Annotated in this window: 17 protein-coding genes; 11 read left to right on the plus strand and 6 right to left on the minus strand. The window is 53.0% G+C overall.

The genetic code is table 11. From position 1 onward, the window contains the following. Positions 1-51: 51 nt before the first annotated feature. Positions 52-1698, minus strand: a complete 1647-nt coding sequence (locus tag IP582_RS25505; RefSeq protein ID WP_304489930.1) for a methyl-accepting chemotaxis protein — start codon at positions 1696-1698, stop codon at positions 52-54. 530 nt (positions 1699-2228) lie between these two features. Between IP582_RS25505 and IP582_RS12090 the strand changes: the two genes are divergently transcribed. The 5 genes from IP582_RS12090 (at position 2229) to IP582_RS12110 (ending at position 6284) form a co-directional block, all read left to right on the plus strand. Continuing rightward, a complete protein-coding gene (locus IP582_RS12090; protein WP_039079133.1) occupies positions 2229-2504 on the plus strand; it encodes a metal/formaldehyde-sensitive transcriptional repressor in 276 nt (91 codons plus the stop codon). Positions 2505-2536: 32 nt separating this feature from the next. After that, the gene (locus tag IP582_RS12095) at positions 2537-3655 is read left to right on the plus strand and encodes an S-(hydroxymethyl)glutathione dehydrogenase/class III alcohol dehydrogenase (RefSeq protein ID WP_193796095.1); all 1119 of its coding nucleotides are present in this window, start codon (positions 2537-2539) and stop codon (positions 3653-3655) included. Between the two features lie 154 nt (positions 3656-3809). After that, positions 3810-5507 (plus strand): methyl-accepting chemotaxis protein, encoded by a 1698-nt coding sequence (locus IP582_RS12100; RefSeq protein ID WP_193796096.1) that lies wholly within the window; start codon positions 3810-3812, stop codon positions 5505-5507. Between the two features lie 154 nt (positions 5508-5661). After that, positions 5662-5844: a type II toxin-antitoxin system HicA family toxin gene (locus IP582_RS12105; protein ID WP_039079130.1), complete on the plus strand. Its 183-nt coding sequence runs from the start codon at positions 5662-5664 to the stop codon at positions 5842-5844. Positions 5845-5855: 11 nt separating this feature from the next. After that, complete coding sequence (locus tag IP582_RS12110; RefSeq protein WP_039079129.1) at positions 5856-6284, plus strand: hypothetical protein; 429 nt, start codon at positions 5856-5858, stop codon at positions 6282-6284. 41 nt (positions 6285-6325) lie between these two features. Here IP582_RS12110 and IP582_RS12115 read toward each other — a convergent pair whose 3' ends face one another. The 3 genes from IP582_RS12115 to IP582_RS12125 all read right to left on the minus strand — a co-directional run bounded on the left by IP582_RS12115 (position 6326) and on the right by IP582_RS12125 (position 12327). Beyond that, entirely contained in the window at positions 6326-8707 is a 2382-nt protein-coding gene (locus IP582_RS12115) for a glucose/quinate/shikimate family membrane-bound PQQ-dependent dehydrogenase (protein WP_193796097.1), read from the minus strand. Positions 8708-8964: 257 nt separating this feature from the next. Then, positions 8965-11262: an FdhF/YdeP family oxidoreductase gene (locus IP582_RS12120; RefSeq protein WP_193796098.1), complete on the minus strand. Its 2298-nt coding sequence runs from the start codon at positions 11260-11262 to the stop codon at positions 8965-8967. A 141-nt stretch (positions 11263-11403) separates the two neighbouring features. Then, entirely contained in the window at positions 11404-12327 is a 924-nt protein-coding gene (locus IP582_RS12125; RefSeq protein ID WP_039079126.1) for a LysR substrate-binding domain-containing protein, read from the minus strand. 292 nt (positions 12328-12619) lie between these two features. Between IP582_RS12125 and IP582_RS12130 the strand changes: the two genes are divergently transcribed. Together IP582_RS12130 and IP582_RS12135 are read left to right on the plus strand one after the other, a co-directional pair. Next, positions 12620-13963 (plus strand): VOC family protein, encoded by a 1344-nt coding sequence (locus tag IP582_RS12130; RefSeq protein WP_071194124.1) that lies wholly within the window; start codon positions 12620-12622, stop codon positions 13961-13963. A gap of 42 nt (positions 13964-14005) precedes the next feature. Continuing rightward, a complete protein-coding gene (locus IP582_RS12135) occupies positions 14006-15514 on the plus strand; it encodes a carboxylesterase/lipase family protein (RefSeq protein WP_193796099.1) in 1509 nt (502 codons plus the stop codon). Here the strand turns inward: IP582_RS12135 and IP582_RS12140 are convergent. Next, on the minus strand, positions 15511-16353 hold the full coding sequence (locus IP582_RS12140) for a LysR family transcriptional regulator (protein ID WP_193796100.1): 843 nt from the start codon (positions 16351-16353) through the stop codon (positions 15511-15513). The genes IP582_RS12135 and IP582_RS12140 overlap by 4 nt on opposite strands. Before the next feature lie 111 nt (positions 16354-16464). On the opposite strand from IP582_RS12140, the gene IP582_RS12145 reads away from it, so the two are divergent. The 4 genes from IP582_RS12145 (at position 16465) to rimL (ending at position 21082) form a co-directional block, all read left to right on the plus strand. Continuing rightward, positions 16465-17634 (plus strand): pyridoxal phosphate-dependent aminotransferase, encoded by a 1170-nt coding sequence (locus IP582_RS12145; RefSeq protein ID WP_193796101.1) that lies wholly within the window; start codon positions 16465-16467, stop codon positions 17632-17634. A 12-nt stretch (positions 17635-17646) separates the two neighbouring features. Then, on the plus strand, positions 17647-18426 hold the full coding sequence (locus IP582_RS12150; protein WP_193796102.1) for a transporter substrate-binding domain-containing protein: 780 nt from the start codon (positions 17647-17649) through the stop codon (positions 18424-18426). 401 nt (positions 18427-18827) lie between these two features. After that, positions 18828-20483: a glucan biosynthesis protein D gene (locus tag IP582_RS12155; protein ID WP_193796103.1), complete on the plus strand. Its 1656-nt coding sequence runs from the start codon at positions 18828-18830 to the stop codon at positions 20481-20483. A gap of 47 nt (positions 20484-20530) precedes the next feature. Continuing rightward, positions 20531-21082 carry a 50S ribosomal protein L7/L12-serine acetyltransferase gene (rimL, locus tag IP582_RS12160; RefSeq protein ID WP_193796104.1) on the plus strand — a complete coding sequence of 184 codons (552 nt, stop codon included), beginning with the start codon at positions 20531-20533 and terminating at the stop codon, positions 21080-21082. Here rimL and ydcK read toward each other — a convergent pair. After that, the gene (ydcK, locus tag IP582_RS12165) at positions 21077-22057 is read right to left on the minus strand and encodes a YdcK family protein (RefSeq protein WP_193796105.1); all 981 of its coding nucleotides are present in this window, start codon (positions 22055-22057) and stop codon (positions 21077-21079) included. The genes rimL and ydcK overlap by 6 nt on opposite strands. Positions 22058-22123: the final 66 nt, after the last annotated feature.

Raw genomic sequence — 22123 nt, forward strand, 5'->3', positions numbered from 1 at the left:
ATGGCGAAAACGCCTGTGCGCCAGGATGACGATCCTGGCGCACAATAAGACTTAAACCACGCGGAACGTTCCTACCGTTTGTGTCAAGGTTGACGCCTGTTCCTCCAGAGAGGCTGCAGCCGCTGCGGCTTGTGCAACTAACGCGGCGTTTTGCTGCGTCACGTCATCCATCTGGTTCACCGCCACTCTGATATGTTCAATGCCGGAAGATTGTTCTCCGGATGCCGATGAGATTTCGGTCATCAATGAAGAGACTTCATGAATAGAGGCCATGATTTCATCCATTGTGGAACCGGCCTGACCGACCAGCGTCGTGCCTTCTGATACTTTGGCACTGGACGCTTCTATCAACGCTTTTATTTCCTTAGCAGCGGTCGCGCTTCGCTGCGCAAGTCCCCGGACTTCACTGGCGACGACAGCAAAACCACGGCCTTGTTCTCCTGCTCTTGCCGCTTCAACTGCCGCATTTAATGCCAGAATATTCGTCTGGAAAGCGATCCCCTCGATGGTCGCAATGATATCAACGATGTGTTGCGAACTGTCAGAAATAGAGCTCATTGTATTAATGACATTTTGCACTACCTTGCCACCACGCTCCGCGACAGACGAGGCAGTGGCTGCAAGCGTACTGGCATGCTGCGCGTTAGATGTGTTTTGGCGCACCGTTGCCGTTAGTTGTTCCATGCTGGCCGAGGTCTCGATGAGTGATGCGGCTTGCTCTTCAGTCCGGCTCGATAAATTCGTATTCCCGATCGCCACTTCTCTGGCGGCCTCATCAATTGACGCTGCAGAATCCTGAATTTTTTCGACAAGGGAACGTAACTTTATCTGCATGGCATCCAGCGCGTTAAGAAGTTGCCCGGTTTCATCACGGGAGTGCCCTTTAATCGAAGACGTTAAATCGCCTTGCGCAATTGACTCGGCGGCTTTTACTGCAATCTGCAACGGTGCAGTAATGATACGCGCAACAATAATGCACAGTGCCACAGCAATAATCACGCTCAGGAGGGCGCCAAAAAGAAGAATAGAGCGGGTTTGCGTCTCAGTAGACTTCACGGTGTCTTGCCTGACGAGAAGTAATGCACTTTCCGCATTAATCATCTCATCAATTATGCCCCGCATAACGTCCATCTGACGTTTGCCTGTATTCGCTTCGAAACTGGCATTAAAGTCATCAATACTCATCTTTTGGTTCACGACTTCCCGGCGCTGGTTAATAATTTTCTCGGCGACGTCGTGTAACCACAGCGAATACTGTTCAGAAAGGTGTTTTAGGCGCTCTTGCTGAGCGGGATTGTCGGCGGTAAATGCTTTAAGTGCGTCCCAGTGGCTGGAAAATGATTTCATGCCGATGCTGTAAGGTTCCAGCATCTCCTCTTTACCCGTGAGCGCAAAACCGCGTAAGCCGGTTTCCATATTTACCAGGCTTAATGTCAGTGCTCTGTTCTCATCAATGACTTGATAAGTATGCACATTCCAGTTGTTTGCATTAACCAGAGTGGAAAAATTATAATAAAATACGCCACTTAGCACCAATAAGACCAAAATAATCAAGCTAAAAGCCGATGTTAACTTCCGACGGATGTTCATATTCTTAACCATATCTTCCTGCTCCAGCGTGAAACCAAAAATAATGCGACTGTATAAGTGTTCAATAAAAATATTATCGTCACGGGGTTTTAATAATTTATATTTCATGAAAAATAAATAAGTCTGGCGTTACACGTGGCTATATATCAATAAGTTGAAGGGGACGTAATCTTTTAAAAAATGAGGGTTGTTAACGTTGCTGCTTGTTATTATTTAGTGTGCCTAAATTAATCCAAAGTATGGCTAAACTTATTTCGATAATATATTACTTTTATTCTTCACTCACACATATTGCCGATTCGCAAGATATATTCCTGTGTGTACGAAGAACGCAACAAAATTGCACATGTATTGCTTAAAAATATGTCGGTTGTAGATGACGCTATACTATGGCGCTTATCCTGGGTCGGGATAATTATCAGGCCAGCGGGAAAGAGCAGGAGGATTACGCTCACTTTCGGCTTTTCCGATGGTGCTGACGGCGCAGGTCAACCCCCATACGATTCAACCAGTGAGTCATTGACACGCGAAGGCCAGCCTGTGTGCTGGCTGCTTTATTTGTTAGCGCAATACATTAATTTTACAGCAAGACATCGAATCATGTACCATACCCCCCTATAGTATAAAAAGGAGTGGCTATGCCGCATTCACCTGAAGATAAAAAACGTATCCTCACACGGGTTCGTCGTATCCGTGGGCAGGTCGACGCACTGGAGCGCGCGCTGGAAAACGGCGATCCCTGCATTGCCATCCTGCAACAGATCGCTGCCGTACGCGGTGCAGCTAACGGTCTGATGGGGGAAATGGTGGAGATACACCTGAAAGATGAACTGGTCAGTGGTGATACTACGCCCGATCAGCGCGCCGCCCGTATGGCGGAAGTCGGTCATCTTTTACGCTCTTATCTAAAATAAATTCTAACGTACACATAAAAAGGAAGAGTCTGATGAAATCACGTGCTGCTGTTGCGTTTGGGCCGGGTCAACCGCTCAAAATTGTTGAGATTGATGTCGCGCCGCCGAAAAAAGGCGAAGTTCTGGTACGCATCACCCACACCGGTGTTTGCCATACCGATGCCTTTACCCTTTCAGGTGATGATCCGGAAGGCGTATTCCCGGCGGTCCTGGGCCACGAAGGCGGCGGTATTGTTGTGGAAGTCGGTGAAGGGGTGACCAGCCTGAAACCCGGCGATCACGTTATTCCGCTGTACACGGCAGAATGTGGCGAGTGTAAGTTCTGTAAATCCGGTAAAACCAACCTTTGTCAGGCCGTTCGCGCCACGCAGGGTAAAGGTCTGATGCCAGATGGCACCACCCGTTTCTCGTACAATGGTGAACCGATTTACCACTACATGGGCACCAGTACATTTAGTGAATATACGGTGGTTGCAGAAATTTCTCTCGCGAAAGTCAACCCGCAGGCGCCGCTGGACAAAGTCTGCCTGCTCGGCTGCGGCGTGACCACCGGTATTGGTGCGGTACACAACACAGCGAAAGTGAAAGAGAGTGACACCGTTGCAGTCTTCGGCCTGGGCGGGATTGGTCTGGCGGTTATTCAGGGTGCGGTTCAGGCCAAAGCCGGTCGTATTATTGCCGTGGATACCAACCCGGATAAATTCACCCTGGCGAAAGAGATGGGGGCCACCGATTTCGTCAATCCTAAGGATTACGAAAAACCTATTCAGGAAGTAATTGTTGAACTGACTGACGGCGGTGTTGATTTCAGCTTTGAATGCATCGGCAATGTGGATGTGATGCGCGCGGCGCTCGAGTGCTGCCATAAAGGCTGGGGTGAAAGCGTCATTATCGGTGTGGCCGGTGCCGGCCAGGAGATCAAAACCCGTCCGTTCCAGTTGGTAACAGGCCGTGTCTGGCGTGGTTCAGCATTTGGTGGCGTAAAAGGGCGTACCCAGTTACCGGGAATGGTGGAGGATGCGATGGCAGGCAAGATTCGTCTCGACCCGTTTATTACCCATCGACTTCCGTTAAATCAGATCAACGACGCCTTTGATCTCATGCATAAAGGTAAGTCTATTCGTACCGTCATTCATTTCGGCGACAAATAAGTAAACGACCTGCCAGCGGTTATGCCGCTGGCATTTTTAATGTCTAAATCTGTGACCCGCCTGACATTTTTCCCCTTAACATAAATCCCACAATTGCCGATACCTTTCTTACAGGCGTGTTTTACGCATCTTATATAAAAGAGAGTCGATAGCCATGGATAACACAGCAGCGATGCACAGACAGCAAAGCATTGGATTTATGCACAATATTCGATTGGTTCCCTTATTTTCCGCTATCCTGAGTGGCATTTTGCTGTTATTTGCGCTGAGTTCCGGGTTAGCAGGGTATTTCTTGATGCAGGCTGACCGAGACCAGCAGGATGTTACGCAAGAAATCCAGGTTCGTATGGGGTTATCTAACAGTTCCAATAACTTACGTATAGCGCGTATCAGCCTGATCCATGCCGGGGCGGCCAGCCGCATTGCGGAAATGGATGATATGAGAAAGAACATTGCGGATGCGGAGAAACGTATCAAGCAAGCGCAAGATGGCTTTAATGCCTATATGGCCCGAGCGGTGAAAACCCCGGAAGATTTAGCGCTCGATGGCGAGCTGACCACGCGCTTTAACGCCTATTTCAACGGTATGCAGCCGATGCTGAAATATGCCAAAAACGGCATGTTTGAAGCCATCATCAACCATGAAAATGAGCAGGCGCGCGTTTTAGACAGCGCATTTAATGAATACCTGCTTAAAGCCATTCAGATTCGTAGCGATCGCGCGACTCGCCTCGGTGAAATGGCTCACCAACGCACTCAGCTTGGGCTGATCTTTATGGCAGGGGCTTTTGCTATCGCGCTGTTCTTAACGGTCATTACCTTTACCGTATTACGTCGTGTGGTCATTAATCCGTTGCAGCGTGCAGCCAAACGTATTGAACATATTGCAGCCGGAGACCTTACTGTCGCGGAAGAGGTCACCGGACGCAGTGAGATTGGTCGTCTGACCCACGATTTGCAGTTGATGCAGCACTCCCTGGTCAAAACCGTTACCACTGTGCGTGATGGCGCGGAGGAAATTTATCGCGGAACCAGCGAGATCTCTGCCGGGAACACCGACCTTTCTTCACGTACTGAACAGCAGGCTGCAGCGATTGAGCAGACCGCAGCCAGTATGGAAGAGCTTACTGCGACCGTGAAACAGAATGCGGACAATGCGCATCATGCCAGCAGCCTGGCGCGTGATGCCTCCGGTAAAGCGACGAAAGGCGGTGAGATTGTTGATGGCGTGGTACAGACCATGGGCAATATCACCTCCAGCTCGAAGAAAATCTCTGAAATTACTGCAGTCATTAACAGTATCGCCTTCCAGACAAATATTCTCGCCTTGAACGCCGCGGTTGAAGCTGCGCGTGCCGGTGAGCAAGGCCGCGGTTTTGCGGTGGTGGCCAGCGAAGTCCGTACACTGGCAAGCCGCAGTGCGCAGGCAGCGAAAGAGATTGAAGCACTGATCAGCGAGTCAGTGAGTTTGATTGATAAAGGCTCAAGTGAGGTCGTGGCCGCAGGTGAAACGATGGATGAGATCGTGACGGCGGTGAAACGCGTTACCGATATCATGCTGGAAATTGCCGCTGCGTCGGATGAGCAGAGTAAAGGGATTACTCAGGTAAGCCAGGCTATCACCGAGATGGATAATGTCACTCAGCAGAACGCCTCACTGGTAGAAGAAGCAACGGCGGCGGCTACGTCTCTGGAAGAGCAGGCTGCGCGTCTTACCGAAGCGGTTGGCGCGTTTCGCGTGCATGCCGGTGGCACAAGTCGTCCGGTGAAATCTTCATCAACCCCGACGAAACCCGTCAGTACTCAGCGCCCTGCGATGGCACATGGCAGCGAGAACTGGGAAACGTTCTAATGGTATGAGGGCCGCTAATGCGGCCCTTTTTACAACTCCCCTTCAAGAAAACTCTCCCCTGTATTTATCGAAATTCGTCGCAAAATCACATCATTAATGTTGCTTTTATATGCATAATTGATAGCATTGCCATGGGTTCAACGGAGGGAACCGGATGAAATACAGTGAGTTCAGACGGTGGTTGTTAGAGCAGGGAGCTATATTGCAGAAACATCGCCGCGGCAGCAGCCATTTCAAAGTCTATTTAGACGACAGACAGTCCATTTTTCCAGACCATGGCGCAAAGGAGATGCCGGAAGGCACAAGAAAAAAGATAATCAAAGATCTTGGGCTTTAAAAGGTGAAAATATGTTCAATTATGCCGTGAAGTTAACTCAGGATGCAGAAACGCGAGTTTATGAGGTGTCCTGTCGCGATTTACCGCTGATGCACTCGGTAGGAGATACGCCGGAAGAAGCGCTCCTTGAGGCCGAAGATGGGATCGTTACCGCTATTTCACTTGAAATGGATATGCGCCGTCCGATTCCGGTGGCGACTCCCGCCAGAGAGGATGAGCGTGTTGTTATCATTCCGGTTCTGGTTGCAATGAAGGCTGCGCTTTATAACGCGATGATTGAAACGGGAACCCGTAAAGCCGATCTCGCTCGTCGATTGGGCGTGAACGCACCGCAGGTTGATCGTCTATTAGATGTAGAACATTCGTCAAAAGTTGAGAAAGTTGAATTTGCTCTTGCGCAATTAGGCCGAAAAATTCAGGTTGAAATACAGATAGCATAGAACCCGCCATTGCGGCGGGTTTGTTGATAACGCGGCCAGGTTTACGGCTTATCCGGCAACGCGTAAGCAATAATATAATCACCGCGATCCGGGGACTGACGTGCGCCACCCGCATTGATGATGATGTACTGTTTGCCCGTTTTTGGCGAAACATAAGTCATCGGGCCAGACTGGCTACCGACCGGCAGACGCGCTTTCCAGATTTCTTTCCCCGTTGCGGTATCAAACGCACGCAGATAGAAATCCTGGGTGCCTGCGAAGAACAGCAACCCGGACTGGGTAGACAGCGATGCGCCCAGCGTCGGCATCCCGACCGGGATCGGCATATGCATGCGGATACCCAGCGGACCGGTATCCTGAACGGTACCCACAGGAACCTGCCACACCATTTTCCCGGAGGTCAGGTCGATAGCGGACATTGTCCCGAACGGCGGTTTCTGGCACGGAATACCCAGCGGTGACAGGAAACGTTCGCGCATTGCGCCAAACGGTGTGCCGTCCATCGGTACAATACCCATCTCAATCCCACTGGCGTTTTTCGCTACGTTTTCACGCGGCACCATATAGTTTGCCAGGCCCAGACGCATATCGTTCACAAACATCAGGTTGTTAGTCGGATCGACCGAGACGCTGCCCCAGTTCATGCCGCCCAGCGACCCCGGATATTGCAATGCGCGATCCAGCCCCGGCGGTGTGAAGACACCCTGATGACGCATCCCTTTAAAGGCGATACGGCACATCAGCAGATCGACAGGCGTTGCTCCCCACATGTCGGACTCTTTCAGGGTTTCATTACCGATCATCGGCATGCCCACCGAGTACGGCTGAGTAGGGGAATAACGTTCGCCTTTCACATTACCAGCCGGAACCGGGCGTTCCTCAACCTTCGCCACCGGCTCACCGGTTTCGCGGTTGAGCATAAAGATCATGCCCTGTTTACTGGTCTGTACCAATACCGGCGTGGTCCCGCCTTTGCCATCCGGTAAGTCATAGAGCAGAGGCTGTGACGGTAAATCAAAATCCCACAAATCGTGGTGGGTGGTCTGAAAATGCCAGCGTACATCGCCGGTTGTCGCATCAACCGCCACAATCGAAGAGCTATATTTATCATCCAGCGCGGTACGTTCACCCGCCCAGAAATCTGGCGTGGCGTTGCCGGTCGGCAGATAGATCAGGTTCAATTTGGCGTCGTAAGACATCGCCGACCAGACGTTTGGCGTACCGCGTGTCCAGGTTTTCCCCTCAGGCGGCAAGCCTTTCAGGTCCGGGTTACCCGGATCCCACGCCCATGCCAGTTTGCCTGTATGGACATCATAGGCGCGAACCACGCCCGGCGGTTCGCCGGTGGAGAAGTTATCCGCCACGCGGCCACCGATCACAACAATATTGCCGGCCACCAGCGGCGTGGACGTTTGCTGATAATAACCCGGTTTGATGTCGCCCATGCCGATGCTCAGATCAACGGTACCGTTATCACCAAAGTCTGCGCAGGGTTGCCCCTTATCGGCATTCAGTGCCACCAGACGTGCATCGGTGGTGGGCAGAAACAGCCGACGTTCGCACGTAGCAGGCTGAGCCTGTACCGTTGGAGAGGCGGCAGTGTGCGGCTCTTCGTAATACCCTAAGCCACGACAGCGCTGCCAGTTTGGCGCTGTCGCTTTTGCGTCGTAGCGCCATTTCTCTTTACCGGAATCCACATCCAGCGCCAGCACTTTGCTGTATGGGGTACAGACATATAACGTGTCGCCAATTTGCAGTGGCGTGTTCTGATCTTCCGCGCCGGAGCCATTGCTCTGCGGAATATCCCCGGTATGTGCTATCCAGGCGACTTGCAGCTTGTCGACATTCTGTTTGTTGATCTGGTCAAGCGCCGCAAATCGATCGCCATGGGTGGTATTGCCCCAGTGCTTCCAGTCGTGCTGTTCACTGCCAGGCTGAACCGGTTTAACGGTAATCGACTCGGTTGGGGAGATCACATTCCACGTTTTAAACATTCCGCCAATACTGACCAGAAGTAAAACGGCGAGGATCGCCGCGACGCTAAACGCAGATTTGTTAACCGGTTTTACCGTCTGCCGGGCGCGCATAAATGGCCACAGCAGTGCCGCCAGAAATGCCAGCACGGCAAAGGTAAATAAGCGTGAGAACAGGGGCCAGAATGCCCAGTCGGCATCGTAAATTGCCCAGATGATGGAAGCGATAAAGCCCAGCGCATACAGAATGAGGCCGCCGGGACGATTTCGCAGGATAAGTATTGCGGCAATCAGCATCACAATCCCCATCGCAGTAAACCAGACGCTGCCGCCTAATGTGATGAGTTTGATGCCAGGAATGCCGATGGCCAGACCGATGACGAGCATCAGAATGGCGAGGAGCCAGCGCAGAAGGGTAACCAGCCTGCGTGGGGTGCTGCCAGGTGCCATATCCATCTCCTTAAACACACCGATTATCCGATACGCAATGATAAAGTCTGTACCAAATGGATAACGGTTTTAGAGGGTTATCGTTTTATTGCAGATGTTATCGAGGGAATCCGCGTGAAAAACTCACTGTTTGCATGGTAAGCGAACCATTTGGTGAATTTGCAAATATGATAAATCTGTTAAATTGCTTGGCGCAATTGTTAATAAATTAGATCGCATTATTTGAGAATTGGCCCGCACAGGGCGGGCCTTGCTGTTCAGGCGATACGCAGCGTATCGGCGCTTTGCGACGGGGTAATCGTGACAGGGATGGATTTAGAGGTCGGTGTGCCGGTACCGTCACCGTAGCGGGTCAGGGGAACCAGTGGGTTCGTTTCCGGGTAATAGGCTGCGAGATTACCGCGAGGGATAGCGTACGCAACGAGACGGAAACCGGTAACCTGACGCGTAATGCCGTCGGTCGACAGGGTGGTGATATCGACACGGTCGCCATCGCTCAGCCCCAGGGCCAGAATATCATCCGGGTGCATAAACAGAACGTCGCGCTGACCATAAACGCCGCGATAGCGGTCATCCAGACCATAAATCGTGGTGTTGTACTGATCGTGGGAGCGTAGTGTTTGTAACACAAAGGGCGAGCTGATCTCCGGGCAGACGGCATCCGGCAGCGGCGCGCTGCTGAATTCCGCTTTCCCGGATGGCGTGGCAAAGGTGAGAGATGCCGCCGCGTTCCCCAGCCAGAATCCACCGGGTTCTTCGCAGCGGGCGTTGAAATGAGTGAAGCCGGGGATGGTAGCGGCAATATGATCGCGAATCAGGTTGTAATCATCGGCTAAGGCCAGCCAGTCCAGCTTGCTGTTGCCCAGTACCGCATGGGCGATACCGGCCACAATCGCGGTTTCTGATTTTTGCGTGTCTGCCAGTGGCTTACCGATGCCTTCTGAGGCGTGCACCATGCTAAATGAGTCTTCGACGGTCACGAACTGACGGCCTGTCGCCTGCATGTCTTCTTCGGTTCGTCCCAGGGTCGGTAAAATGAGCGACTGCGCACCCGGCATCAGATGGGTACGGTTGAGTTTGGTACTGATGTGCACAGTCAAACCGCAACGTTTTAGCGCCTCGCAGGTCAACGTGGTATCCGGCGCGGCGGCAGCAAGATTACCGCCCAGCGTGATAAGCACTTTCACTTCATCGCGCAACATAGCCTGAATCGCGGCCACAGTGTGATGTCCCGGAGCGCGTGGGGGTTCGAAACCAAAGTGACGAGCCAGGCTGTCGAGCAGGGCGGCAGGCGGTTTTTCATCAATCCCCATTGTCCGGTTGCCCTGTACATTACTGTGTCCGCGCACCGGGCACAGTCCCGCGCCCGGTTTGCCCAGATGGCCGCCGAGCAACTGCAAATTGACGATTTCACGTACCGTGTCCAGCGAGTGTTTATGCTGGGTAATGCCCATCGCCCAGGTGCAAATGACACGCCTGGCGCTCTGCCAGACGGTGGCGGCGTCACGTAATTGCTGCTCACTCAAACCGGATTGCGCTTCAAGGGACTGCCAGGACGTGGCATCGATTTGCGCAAACCAGGCCTCAATGCCGTTAGTGTGTTGCGCGATAAAGGCATCATCAAAGATACCGGCTTCGCCGTTCGCCAGGCGCTGACGATGGGTTTCCAGTAAGGCTTTTGCCATCCCGCGTACGGCGGCCATATCGCCACCCAGATTTGGCTGGTAATAGGCAGAACTGATCGCGCCCGCCATCGGGGTGACCACTTCCAGCGGTTTTTGCGGGTCAGCAAAACGTTCCAGACCACGTTCACGCAGGGTATTAAAGGTGACGATACGCGCGCCGCGATCGGCAGCATGACGCAGGCTGTGCAGCATACGCGGATGGTTGGTGCCGGGATTCTGCCCAAAGACGAAAATGGCATCGGCCTGTTCAAAATCGGTGAGATGAATGGTGCCTTTACCAACACCAATGCTGCGTTTTAGCCCGGCGCCGCTGGCCTCGTGACACATGTTTGAACAATCGGGGAAATTGTTAGTGCCAACCATACGACCAAAGAGCTGATAAAGGTACGACGCTTCATTACTGGCGCGACCCGAGGTGTAGAGTTCCATCTGGTTCGGGTGGTCCATCTCACGGATATGGCGCCCAATCAGGGCAAAGGCATCATCCCAGCTCACCGGTTCGTAGTGATCGGTTTGGGGGTTATAGCGCAGCGGTTCGGTGAGTCGACCCTGATATTCCAGAAAATAGTCGCTCTGCCGGTTGAGAGCGCTGACGCTGTGTTGCGCAAAAAAGCTGGCGTCAATCTGGCGGCGTGTTGCCTCCCAGGTCACCGCTTTCGCGCCGTTTTCGCAGAAACTGAAAGTACTTTTATTGTCATCACCCCAGGCACAACCGGGGCAGTCGAAACCACGGGCTTTATTCATGCGCAGCAGGTTGCGCAAGTTTTTAAGGGCATTTTTGCTGTCGATAACGAAGCGGGTGGTTGCTTCAAGAGAACCTAATCCACCGGCAGCGGCGCGATAGGGTTTTATGGCAGTTTTGAATTTCATGTGTTCTTCCGGACAGCGGATTGCGCTTACGCAAATACTACGCTGCGTAACAGCAATCCTTAATCAACAACTATCTTTTATCACACAATTAACAATAAGTTTACCATTTGCGCAACTGCCCGTGCCTGCCGCGCGTGCAGATTAATCCGGCACGGTTTTACGAATAGCGGCGATCAGCGTTTGTACGCCGATGGAGAGAGGAGCATCCACGCGGGTAAGAATGCCAATAGGATCGCCCATACCCGGCGGAACAATGGGGAGCGCGGTGAGTGAACCTTCGCGTAAGTCGTTCTTCACTGCGCCGGAAGGGACAAACCAGACATAATCAAAATTGACAGTCAGTTGTCGCGATAGCGACGCAGACAGCGTTTCAATACAGCCGGTCGGGAGTTTGCAACCCTGACTTTGCAGCAGATCCTCCGTATTCTGGCGCGGCACCGTACCGGTAGGCAGCACAACGACGGGCCACTCCAGCACCCGGCTCAGTGTTATCGTGGTTTGCAACAGCGGATGGTTGGGGCGTACCACCAATTTGAGCGACTCAAGGAACAGCATCTCATAGGTCAATCCGCTCATCAGTTCCGGGTCTGACATACGGCCAATGCCGACATCCAGTTCTCCTGATTTCAGTCCGGCCAATAACATCGGATTGTTAGTGGTGGCCACCTGAATGGTGATATCTGGCTGCTGCTTATGGACCTGGCCAATGACCGACGGCAGAATGCCCAGCGCCGCAGTAGGTAACGCGCCAACACGGATCACCGCATTGTTCTGCTCGGGTTTGTAGTTGAGCGACTGCCCTGCGGTATTGAGCGCATCAAGTACCCGAACCGCATGTGTTAAAAACTGCTCGCCCACCAGGGTAAGTTGCGCCCCCAGACGACCACGTTCAAACAGACGTGTGCCGGTGAGTTGTTCCAGTTCATTGAGCGTCTTGGACAGTGCTGGTTGACTAAGGTTAAGGGTCTCTGCCGCACGCCCCAGGGTTCCCTGCTGAGCGACGGCGACGAATGTATGCAGATGGCGCAAGCGTATGCGCTGATTGAACAAACCGTTTTTTTCCATAAGATGATGTAAAAACGAAGCGATGTCCGTGGCAAGTAAAGTTGCTTAATTATGTTAACTTGGTAGCAAAACATTCTTAACATTTAATCTCGTTGAGTTACAAACAAATTTTCCCGGCAGTGTGATGTCAACCGCATGTCTGTGGGGGTTTAAGCATAATTTTTGGTTATGCAAACAGCCGGAAATACGGCATTTTTGGTTTTATGCCGCGATCACACTTCGTAAATTATCTCCCACAGGCCAGCAAGGGCTTCTCTACACTCCAGGTAATACACACTGGAGACATGACAACATGGCGAACACCATCACGGCTGATGAAATTCGGGAACAATTTTCGCAAGCAATGTCAGCGATGTACCAGCAGGAAGTTCCGCAGTACGGCACCTTGCTGGAGCTGGTTGCGGACGTCAATCTGGCAGTCCTTGAAAATAATCCCCGCTTGCATGAACAACTGGTTAACGCAGACGAACTGGCGCGGCTGAACGTCGAACGTCATGGGGCGATTCGTGTTGGACGCCCGGATGAGCTGGCGACGCTACGACGGATGTTCGCGATTATGGGTATGTTTCCGGTGAGCTATTACGACCTGTCGCAGGCGGGCGTTCCGGTACACTCAACCGCCTTTCGCCCCATTGATGATGCGGCTCTGGCGCGTAATCCCTTTCGCATCTTTACGTCGTTATTGCGTCTTGAGCTGATTGAGGATGTGCAGCTTCGCGATAAAGCCGCCGCCATTTTACAACGCAGGGATATTTTCACCCCACGTTGCCATGAACTCATTGCCCTGCATGAACAAACCGGTGAGTTCACTGCCTCTCAGGCGAGTGAGTTTGTAAAAGAAGCGCTGGAGACCTTTCGCTGGCATCGTCATGCCACCGTGGACGCCCTGACATACCATGCGCTCCACAATGAGCACCGCCTGATCGCCGATGTGGTCTGCTTCCCTGGTTGCCATATCAACCATCTGACGCCACGCACCCTGGATATTGATCAGGTACAGGCGCTGATGCCGAAATATGGAATCGAGCCCAAAATCCTGATTGAAGGGCCGCCACGCCGTGATGTGCCGATTTTATTGCGCCAGACCAGCTTCAAAGCGCTTGATGAACCGGTATTGTTCGCCGGTGAGCAGCAGGGGACACATACTGCCCGTTTTGGCGAAATCGAACAACGTGGCGTGGCCCTGACGCCAAAAGGCCGGGCACTGTATGATCGGCTACTTAACGAAGCGGGAACCGGAAAAGACAATCTGACCCATCAGTTACACTTACAGGAGATGTTTCACGCTTTCCCCGACAGCGAAATGCTACTGCGCCGCCAGCAACTGGCCTACTTCCGTTATCGCCTGACGCCCTCCGGCGAGGCTCATCGGAAGGCGATTCGTCCGGGCGACGATCCGCAGCCGCTTATTGAGCGCGGTTGGGTTGTTGCGCAACCTATCATCTATGAAGATTTTCTCCCTGTCAGCGCGGCCGGGATCTTTCAGTCAAACCTTGGCAATGAAACGCAACAGCGAAGCCACGGTAACGCCAGCAAGCTGCGTTTTGAAGAGGCGCTCGGCTGCGAAGTGCTTGATGAGTTCACCCTCTACGCGCAAGCGGAAGAGCGCAGCAAACGACGTTGCGGTCTGTTGTAAAAAAGGTACTCTGCTACGGACGTGAATAATCAGGATGTTGTCATGGAAAATCCCTCCGCCCCGATAGCAGAAACCCGTCACGGCACGCTTTTGGGCACACTGGATGATGATTGCCTTAGCTGGCGCGGTATCCCTTACGCGGCGCCGCCCGTCGGTCCACTACGCTGGCGGGCGCCACAGCCGCCAGCGCCCTGGCAGGGGATCCGCGTTGCCGATACATTTTCTGCCGCCAGTTGGCAAAACAGTGAAACCTGCACGCGGATCGCCGGTGGCGATCCGGGAAGGCTTTCCGAAGATTGCCTTTATCTGAATATCTGCGCGCCTGCCGCGCGTAGTGGGTCGCTCCCGGTGATGGTCTGGCTGCACGGCGGCGGTTTTACGATGGGCGCGGGCGATCTGCCGCCCTATGATGGCAAAGCACTTGCCCGGCGCGGCGTGGTGCTGGTTACGCTCAATTATCGCCTTGGCCATCTCGGCTTTTTTGCCCATCCGGCCCTGCAAGGAGAAGAGGAGGAAACCCTCTGTAATTTTGGCCTGCTTGATCAAATTGCGGCGTTGCATTGGGTTAAAGAGAATATCCACGCTTTTGGCGGTGATGCCCGCAATATTACGCTGTTTGGCGAGTCCGCCGGGGGGCGTAGCGTGATGTCGCTGATGGCCTCGCCGAAGGCAAAAGGGCTGTTCCATAAAGCCATTATCCAGAGTAGCTATACCTTGCCGGATATCCCGCTTGAGCGTGCACTGGAAAAAGGGATTGCCGTTGCAGAGCATCTCGGCGTGCCTGACGCCACGGCAGAGACACTGCGTGCAATCCCGGCTGAGGCATTCTGGCCGCTCGCTTCACCGTTAAAAATTGCCCCCGCGCCGATTGCCGGAGACAGCGTTTTACCCGTGCCAGCGCTGGACGTTTTTTTCAACGCAACGCAGCATCCGATGCCGGTGATTGTGGGGTCGAACAGCGACGAAGCCAGCGTAATGGCCGAGTTTGGCGTCGATCTTGCCGGGCAAATTGATAAGTTACGGCGCGAGCAGCGTTTTGGCCTCGGGATCATTAAGCTGCTTTACCCTGGGGTAAAAGGGGATGCGGAACTGGGGCGCCAGGTTTGCCGGGACATGGCGTTTACCTCGCTCGGGCTGGTGGTGATGCAGGCGCAACAGCGCATCGGGCAGCCGTGCTGGCGTTACTGGTTTGACTACGTTGCAGAGGCCGAGCATGACACCTACGCCAACGGCGCGTGGCATGGAAACGAAGTGCCGTACGTGTTTGATAACCTTATGCTGACGGAACCGGCGCGCCATTACGTCAATGAGCGAGACCTGGCGTTTGCGGCAAAGGTTGCCGATTATTGGGTGAGTTTTGCCCGCGACGCCAGCGTCATCTGCGATGTGCTGCAGGGGCCTGTTCGCTGGCAGTCCTGCGGCAAAGGGCGCGACAGATTGTTACGCATGGGACTGAATAAACATGCGGGCTTTCGCATGACAAATCGCTTTATGCGCGCACGCCTGACGCTGTTTAAACGGGTCATGAGACATCACGTCAAACTTGATTAATTATTCAGTAAACTCATACGAAATGCCGCCAGCCCGGCGGCATTATTCTGAGAATCTCTCAGTACCAGACGATAGCTCGCACCCGTCTTAACGCTTTGCGCATAGGGGCGCATCAGCCGTCCGGCACGAATATCCTCCGCGACCAGGGTTTCATCGGCAATCGCCACCCCCAGCCCCTGGATGGCCGCCGTGATCGCCAGATCCATGGTATCGAAGTGTTGATTTTTTTTCATAACCCACGCTGCGCTGTCCTGTTTCGCCAGCCACAGTGACCAGTCCGTTTTATCTCTGGTCGGATGCAGAAAGGTCACATTACTGAACCTTTCATCGGTCGTTAATTGCGTGCTCATTACCGGCGTCAGCGCTTCATCAAACAGCAGATCGCCCGCGCTGAAATGGGTACCAAAAACAATTGCCGCATCATACGGCTCGGTTTTGAAGTTAACGCCATGGTCAGTGGTGGTAGTCAGTGCTACCTCCACGTCCGGGCAGGTCTGCTCAAGCTGGATAAGTCGTGGAACCAGCCAGCGCATTGCACAGGTTGGCGCTTTCAGACGAACGACCTTTTGCTGCGCGCGCGCCTGTGAGGCAAGCGTTTGCAGGTGTTCAAAAGCCGAGCGCAATTCCGGCAGCAGGGCGCTGCCCTGAGGCGATAACCGCAAACCACGCGCATGACGTTCAAACAGCGGGAAACCAAACCATGCTTCCAGCGAAGCAATTTTACGGCTTACCGCGCCCTGCGTCAGACATAACTCTTTTGCCGCATGGGTAAGGTTCAAATGGCGGGCTGTGACCAGAAAAGCGTCAATAGCGTTTAGTGGCAACGTACGGTTCGGCATGACAACTCCAGCTATGCAATTTACTCATGGCTATTATGACAACAAATCGATTGTGGACTCAATGCGCATTTATTTGAATGGTTATGCACTTTTAATGAGAAAGGATTAAGAATGACTCTGCGTACACCGGTGAAAACCCGCTCTAAATTACCCGACGTGGGTACGACCATTTTTACCGTTATTGGCCAGCTTTCCGCACAGCATAATGCGATTAACCTTTCTCAGGGCGCGCCCAACTTTTCCTGCGACCCGCAACTGATCTCCGGCGTGACCAGGGCGATGCAGGCCGATCATAACCAGTATGCTCCGATGACGGGCTTACGCCCGCTGAAAGCGCGCATCGCGCAGAAAATTCACGACCTGTACGGCACGCAGTATGACGTGGACAGCGAAATACTGATTACCGCCAGCGCCAGTGAAGGTCTCTATTCAGCCATCAGTGGTCTGGTCCATCCGGGCGATGAAGTTATCTATTTCGAGCCGTCATTTGACAGCTATGCGCCGATTGTCCGTCTGCAAGGGGCGACACCCATCGCCATTAAACTGACGGTCCCCGATTTTGCGGTGAACTGGGATGAAGTTCGTGCGGCCATCACACCGCGCACGCGCATGATCATCATTAACACGCCGCATAACCCGAGCAGCCAGGTCTTTTCCGCTGATGACCTGCAACAACTGGCGGCCTTAACGCGTAACACGGATATCGTGATTCTGTCTGACGAAGTGTACGAGCACGTGGTCTTTGATGATCAGCCGCACCATGGCATGGCGACCCATCCGCAACTTGCGGAGCGCAGCGTGATTATCTCGTCTTTCGGTAAGACCTATCATGTGACGGGCTGGCGCGTGGGTTATTGTGTCGCGCCCTCTGAGTTGATGGATGAGATTGTGAAAGTCCATCAGTTTTTAATGTTTTCCGCCGATACGCCAATGCAGTACGCTTTTGCCGAGCATATGACCGATCCCCAGAGCTGGCTGTCGCTGTCGGCGTTCTACCAGCGCAAACGCGACTTGTTGCAAACCCTGCTGGCAGAATCGCCATTTCGCTTATTACCGAGCGCGGGCTCGTTCTTCCTGTTGGCGGATTACAGCCATTTCAGCGACGAGAGCGACAGCGAGATGGTGAAAAGGTTAATTACCGATTACGGCGTTGCCACCATTCCGTTATCGGCGTTTTATACCGATGGCACTGATAACAAATTGATTCGCCTCTCTTTTGCCAAAGATGAGGCCACACTCAGAGCAGGCGCGCAGGCCCTGTGTCGTGTTAAGCCACGCTAAGGAGCGTTAATCGTGAAATTGAAAGCACTCTTTCTGGGCATGGGCATGCTTTGCTCATTATCTTCTTTCGCCGCCACCCAGTTACGCTACGGCCTGGAAGCGGAATATCCGCCATTCGAAAGCCGCAATGCGTCCGGCGAACTGGAAGGCTTTGATATTGAGCTGGGCAAGGCCATCTGTAAAGCCGCAGAACTGAAATGTACCTGGGTTGAAACGTCATTTGATGCGTTGATCCCAGGCCTTGTGGCGAAAAAATTTGACGCTATCAATTCAGCGATGAATATCACCGGGCAGCGTCGTCAGAGCATTGATTTTACCCAGCCTATCTATCGCATTCCCTCTCAGTTAGTGGGCAAATCGGGTGATGGGATGGAAGCGACAGCCGAAGGTCTGAAAGGCAAAACCATCGGTGTATTGCAGGGTTCCATTCAGGAAACTTATGCAAAAGAGCACTGGGAAAAGCACGGTGTCACCGTGGTGTCTTATAAAGATCAGAATATGGCATGGGGTGATTTGCTAAATGGCCGCATTGACGCCTCGCTGGTCATGTCGGCGGCCGGGCAGGCAGGTTTCCTGAGCAAACCGCAGGGTAAAGGTTTTGGCTTTATTGGCAAACCGGTATCAGACGATACGATCCTCGGCAGTGGCATCGGCTTTGGGTTGCGTAAAGGTGACGAGGCCACCAAAAAGCAACTTGACGCCGCAATTGATAAAGTACGCGCCGACGGCACCATCAAAACCCTGGCGGAGAAATATTTCCCGGGTATTGATGTTAGCGTCAGCGCTAAATAACAAGCCCACCTTTTCTGACCCCAGCCGTCGATGTCCGGATGGGGTCTTTTTATATCCGAAATCATTTCGTGTTCCGACCGGATACGTCATGGGGTACTTCATGCGGTAATGGCGTCTGCGCCGTTACGTTTGCACTATGACCAGGCGCGAAAAAGAGTCGCGATACATTTAGCAACGTAATGGGATATTTTCAGCTCCGCGAAAATTATACCTTTCTTTACACCGTTTTCAGGTCGATCCCATCGACAAAAATATTTCAAGCTTTGCGCAGAATATCACCCGTCAACAATTGGATTCTCAATCAATTTTGTCTAGAGTGTGCGGTCATAACCGTTAGCTTTTGCCGTGGTTTTGTTTTGTACAAAACTGCTTCTCACGACCATAAGGACGTATTATCAGGCATGAACCGCAGACGTTTCATTAAGGCATCAATGGCGCTGGCCGCAGCGTGCGGGACTTCCGGCTTTGCTTCTCTGTTCTCCCGTGCGGCGTTTGCTGCTGATTCCGATATCGCCGATGGTCAGAGTCGTCGTTTCGATTTTTCCGTATTGCAGTCCATGGCGCATGACCTGGCGCAACAGCCGTGGGGCGGTGCGCCGCGTCCGCTGCCAGATACGCTCGCAAACATGACGCCACAGGCCTACAACGCCATTCAGTACGATGCGCAACATTCATTGTGGAACAATGTTGAGGGTCGTCAGCTTGACGTGCAGTTTTTCCATATGGGGATGGGTTTCCGTCGCCGCGTGCGCATGTTCTCGCTTGATCCCGCAACCCAACAGGCGCGTGAAATTCATTTCCGTCCTGAATTGTTTAACTACCATGATGCGGGCGTCGACACGAAGCAGCTTGAAGGGCAGAGCGATCTGGGGTTTGCCGGTTTCCGCGCCTTTAAAGCGCCTGAACTGGCGCGTCGCGATATTGTCTCTTTCCTGGGCGCCAGCTATTTCCGTGCGGTAGACAGTACTTACCAGTACGGGCTTTCTGCACGTGGTGCGGCAATCGACACCTTTACAGACACACCGGAAGAGTTCCCGGACTTTACCGCCTTCTGGTTTGAAACGGCGAAAGCCTCCGATACCTCTTTTACGGTCTATACGTTGCTCGACAGCCCGAGCCTGACCGGGGCCTACAAATTCGTGATCCACTGTGAACAGAACCAGGTGATCATGGAGGTGGATAACCACCTGTATGCGCGTAAAGACATCAAACAGCTGGGTATCGCGCCGATGACCAGTATGTTTAGTTGCGGTAACAATGAACGTCGCGTGTGCGACACCATTCATCCGCAGATTCATGACTCCGACCGTCTGGCCATGTGGCGTGGTAACGGGGAGTGGGTTTGCCGCCCTCTGAACAATCCGCAAAAACTGCAATTCAACGCCTTTTTGGACAACAACCCGAAAGGCTTTGGTTTACTGCAACTTGACCGCGACTTCTCTCACTATCAGGACGTAATGGGCTGGTATAACAAACGCCCAAGCCTGTGGGTCGAACCGCGTAACCAATGGGGTAAGGGCAGCGTTGGATTAATGGAAATCCCGACCACGGGTGAAACCCTGGATAACGTGGTCTGTTTCTGGCAGCCGGAGAAACCGGTTCGTGCGGGTGATGAGCTGGCATTCCAGTATCGTCTGTACTGGAGCGCAATGCCGCCGGTACGCTCGCCGCTGGCGCGAGTCTATGCCACCCGCACCGGTATGGGCGGCTTCCCGGAAGGGTGGGCACCTGGCGAGCATTACCCGGAAAAATGGGCGCGCCGTTTCGCCATTGACTTTGTAGGCGGTGACCTGAAAGCCGCTGCGCCGAAGGGGATTGAACCGGTTATCACCTTGTCTAACGGGGAAGCCAAACAGGTTGAAATCCTGTATGTTGAGCCTTTCGACGGCTATCGTATCCTGTTTGACTGGTACCCAACGTCCAATTCGACCGACCCGGTTGAAATGCGCCTCTTCCTGCGCTGTCAGGGGGATGCGATCAGCGAGACCTGGTTGTATCAATATTTTCCGCCTGCGCCGGACAAGCGCAACTACGTGGATGATCGCATCATGCGCTAAATCGGTAACCTCCCTCGGGGAGGGAGGTTCTGATACGAGGAGATGTCATGGATTCCACCGACAGCCTGATCGTCGTCAACGACCATCTGGCACTGCATGCCATTGATGAGCGTTTTGTTCACGATCTGCACCAACTGATCGTTAAAAATCGCGAATGGCTACAGCATTTTCTGGACTGGCCGCAGTATGTGCGCTCGGTTGACCAGACCCGGCAAACCGCGCAAAGCAATATTATTCTGCATCAGCGCGGCTACGCCAAAATGTTCCTGATCCTCGAAGATAACGTGCTGGTGGGTGTGCTCTCCTTCAACTCCATCGAGCCGACCAACAAAACCGGTTATATCGGTTACTGGCTCGATAAAGACAAAGAGGGAAAGGGGATTGTCTCCACCTGCCTGCAGGCATTTATGGCATTTTACGCTCGTCGGGGGGATGTCCGTCGTTTCGTCATTAAATGCCGGGTTGCGAACGAGGCGAGCAACCGTGTCGCGCTGCGTAACGGTTTTATTCTCGAAGGATGTCTGCGGCAGGCGGAGTTCCTGAACGGCAGCTTTTATGACCAGAATATCTACGGGCAGATTATCGATCCCTTTTTATAGCAGGCCGGCCAATGGCGTACGGGTGATAAACTGTGCGCCGTTAATCACCTTCTGACCACGCAGCAAAATACTTTCGCCATCCGGTGCCTCCACCACCGCGTCATCGGTGATTTCAATATGATTCTCGATCAGCACATTGCCTTTAATACGCGCATTTCCCTGGATAACAACTTTTTCATCCAGCAAAATCGGTCCGCCGATTAAATGCGCATTGCCACCGACAAGCACGTGGTGTTTGAGCACGCAGTTGCCTTCGATGGTGGCATTTTCCGCAACCTGAGCACTGTAGCGCAGGGTAGGAATGGCATCCTCATCACTTCCGGCCACAACGCGCGCTTTGCCGTAAACTTTGGCACAGTCGCACACCCAGACATCATTTTGCTCATTGCCTTCCAGCAAGGCGAAATCGAACACCTCGGCCCGATGTTCAATAAACGCGAACTTAACGATGGCATCGCCATAAATTTGCGCCTGGTGGACAACGCGCGAATGGGTAACCGTTGCGCGGTCATAAATTTGCAGTATTTGTTGGTTATCCGGTGTAAGGCCCTGCGCCGCGATGATTTCACAGCCGTGCAAAATACGTGCGTTACCGAACAGGTGGCAGACACCACGAACGGTGGAGGTCTGCACGGTGACGTTGTCACTTAATACGACGCCATGACTTAGCTGCGCAGCATCAACCCAACTGTTACCGCCAATTTCAACGTCATGGCAAACAAGACAGGGTTGCGTCAGACGGGCGTCATCACGCACATGACTGTTGGCAAACACCATGCTGTTCACATCATAAATCCAGCAATCTCCTTCTTGTGACAGGGTGGTTTCATCCTCCACCCAGCCACCAACGGTGCCCGCCGTTACATCACCAAAATCACGCAACGCAATAATCTGGCGCAGCGAGACCTTCTGTTTTTCGCCGTTAATCTGATAACTGAACGCACGGCGCTCATCACTGAGTCGGTATTTAGTCATTGTTTGCTTCCATTAATTCCCCACGATAAACGTAGCAAACTTTGCGATACTGGCTATTCAGAATGA

Source organism: Citrobacter sp. BDA59-3 (genome assembly GCF_015167655.1).
GTDB classification, from domain to species: domain Bacteria; phylum Pseudomonadota; class Gammaproteobacteria; order Enterobacterales; family Enterobacteriaceae; genus Phytobacter; species Phytobacter diazotrophicus.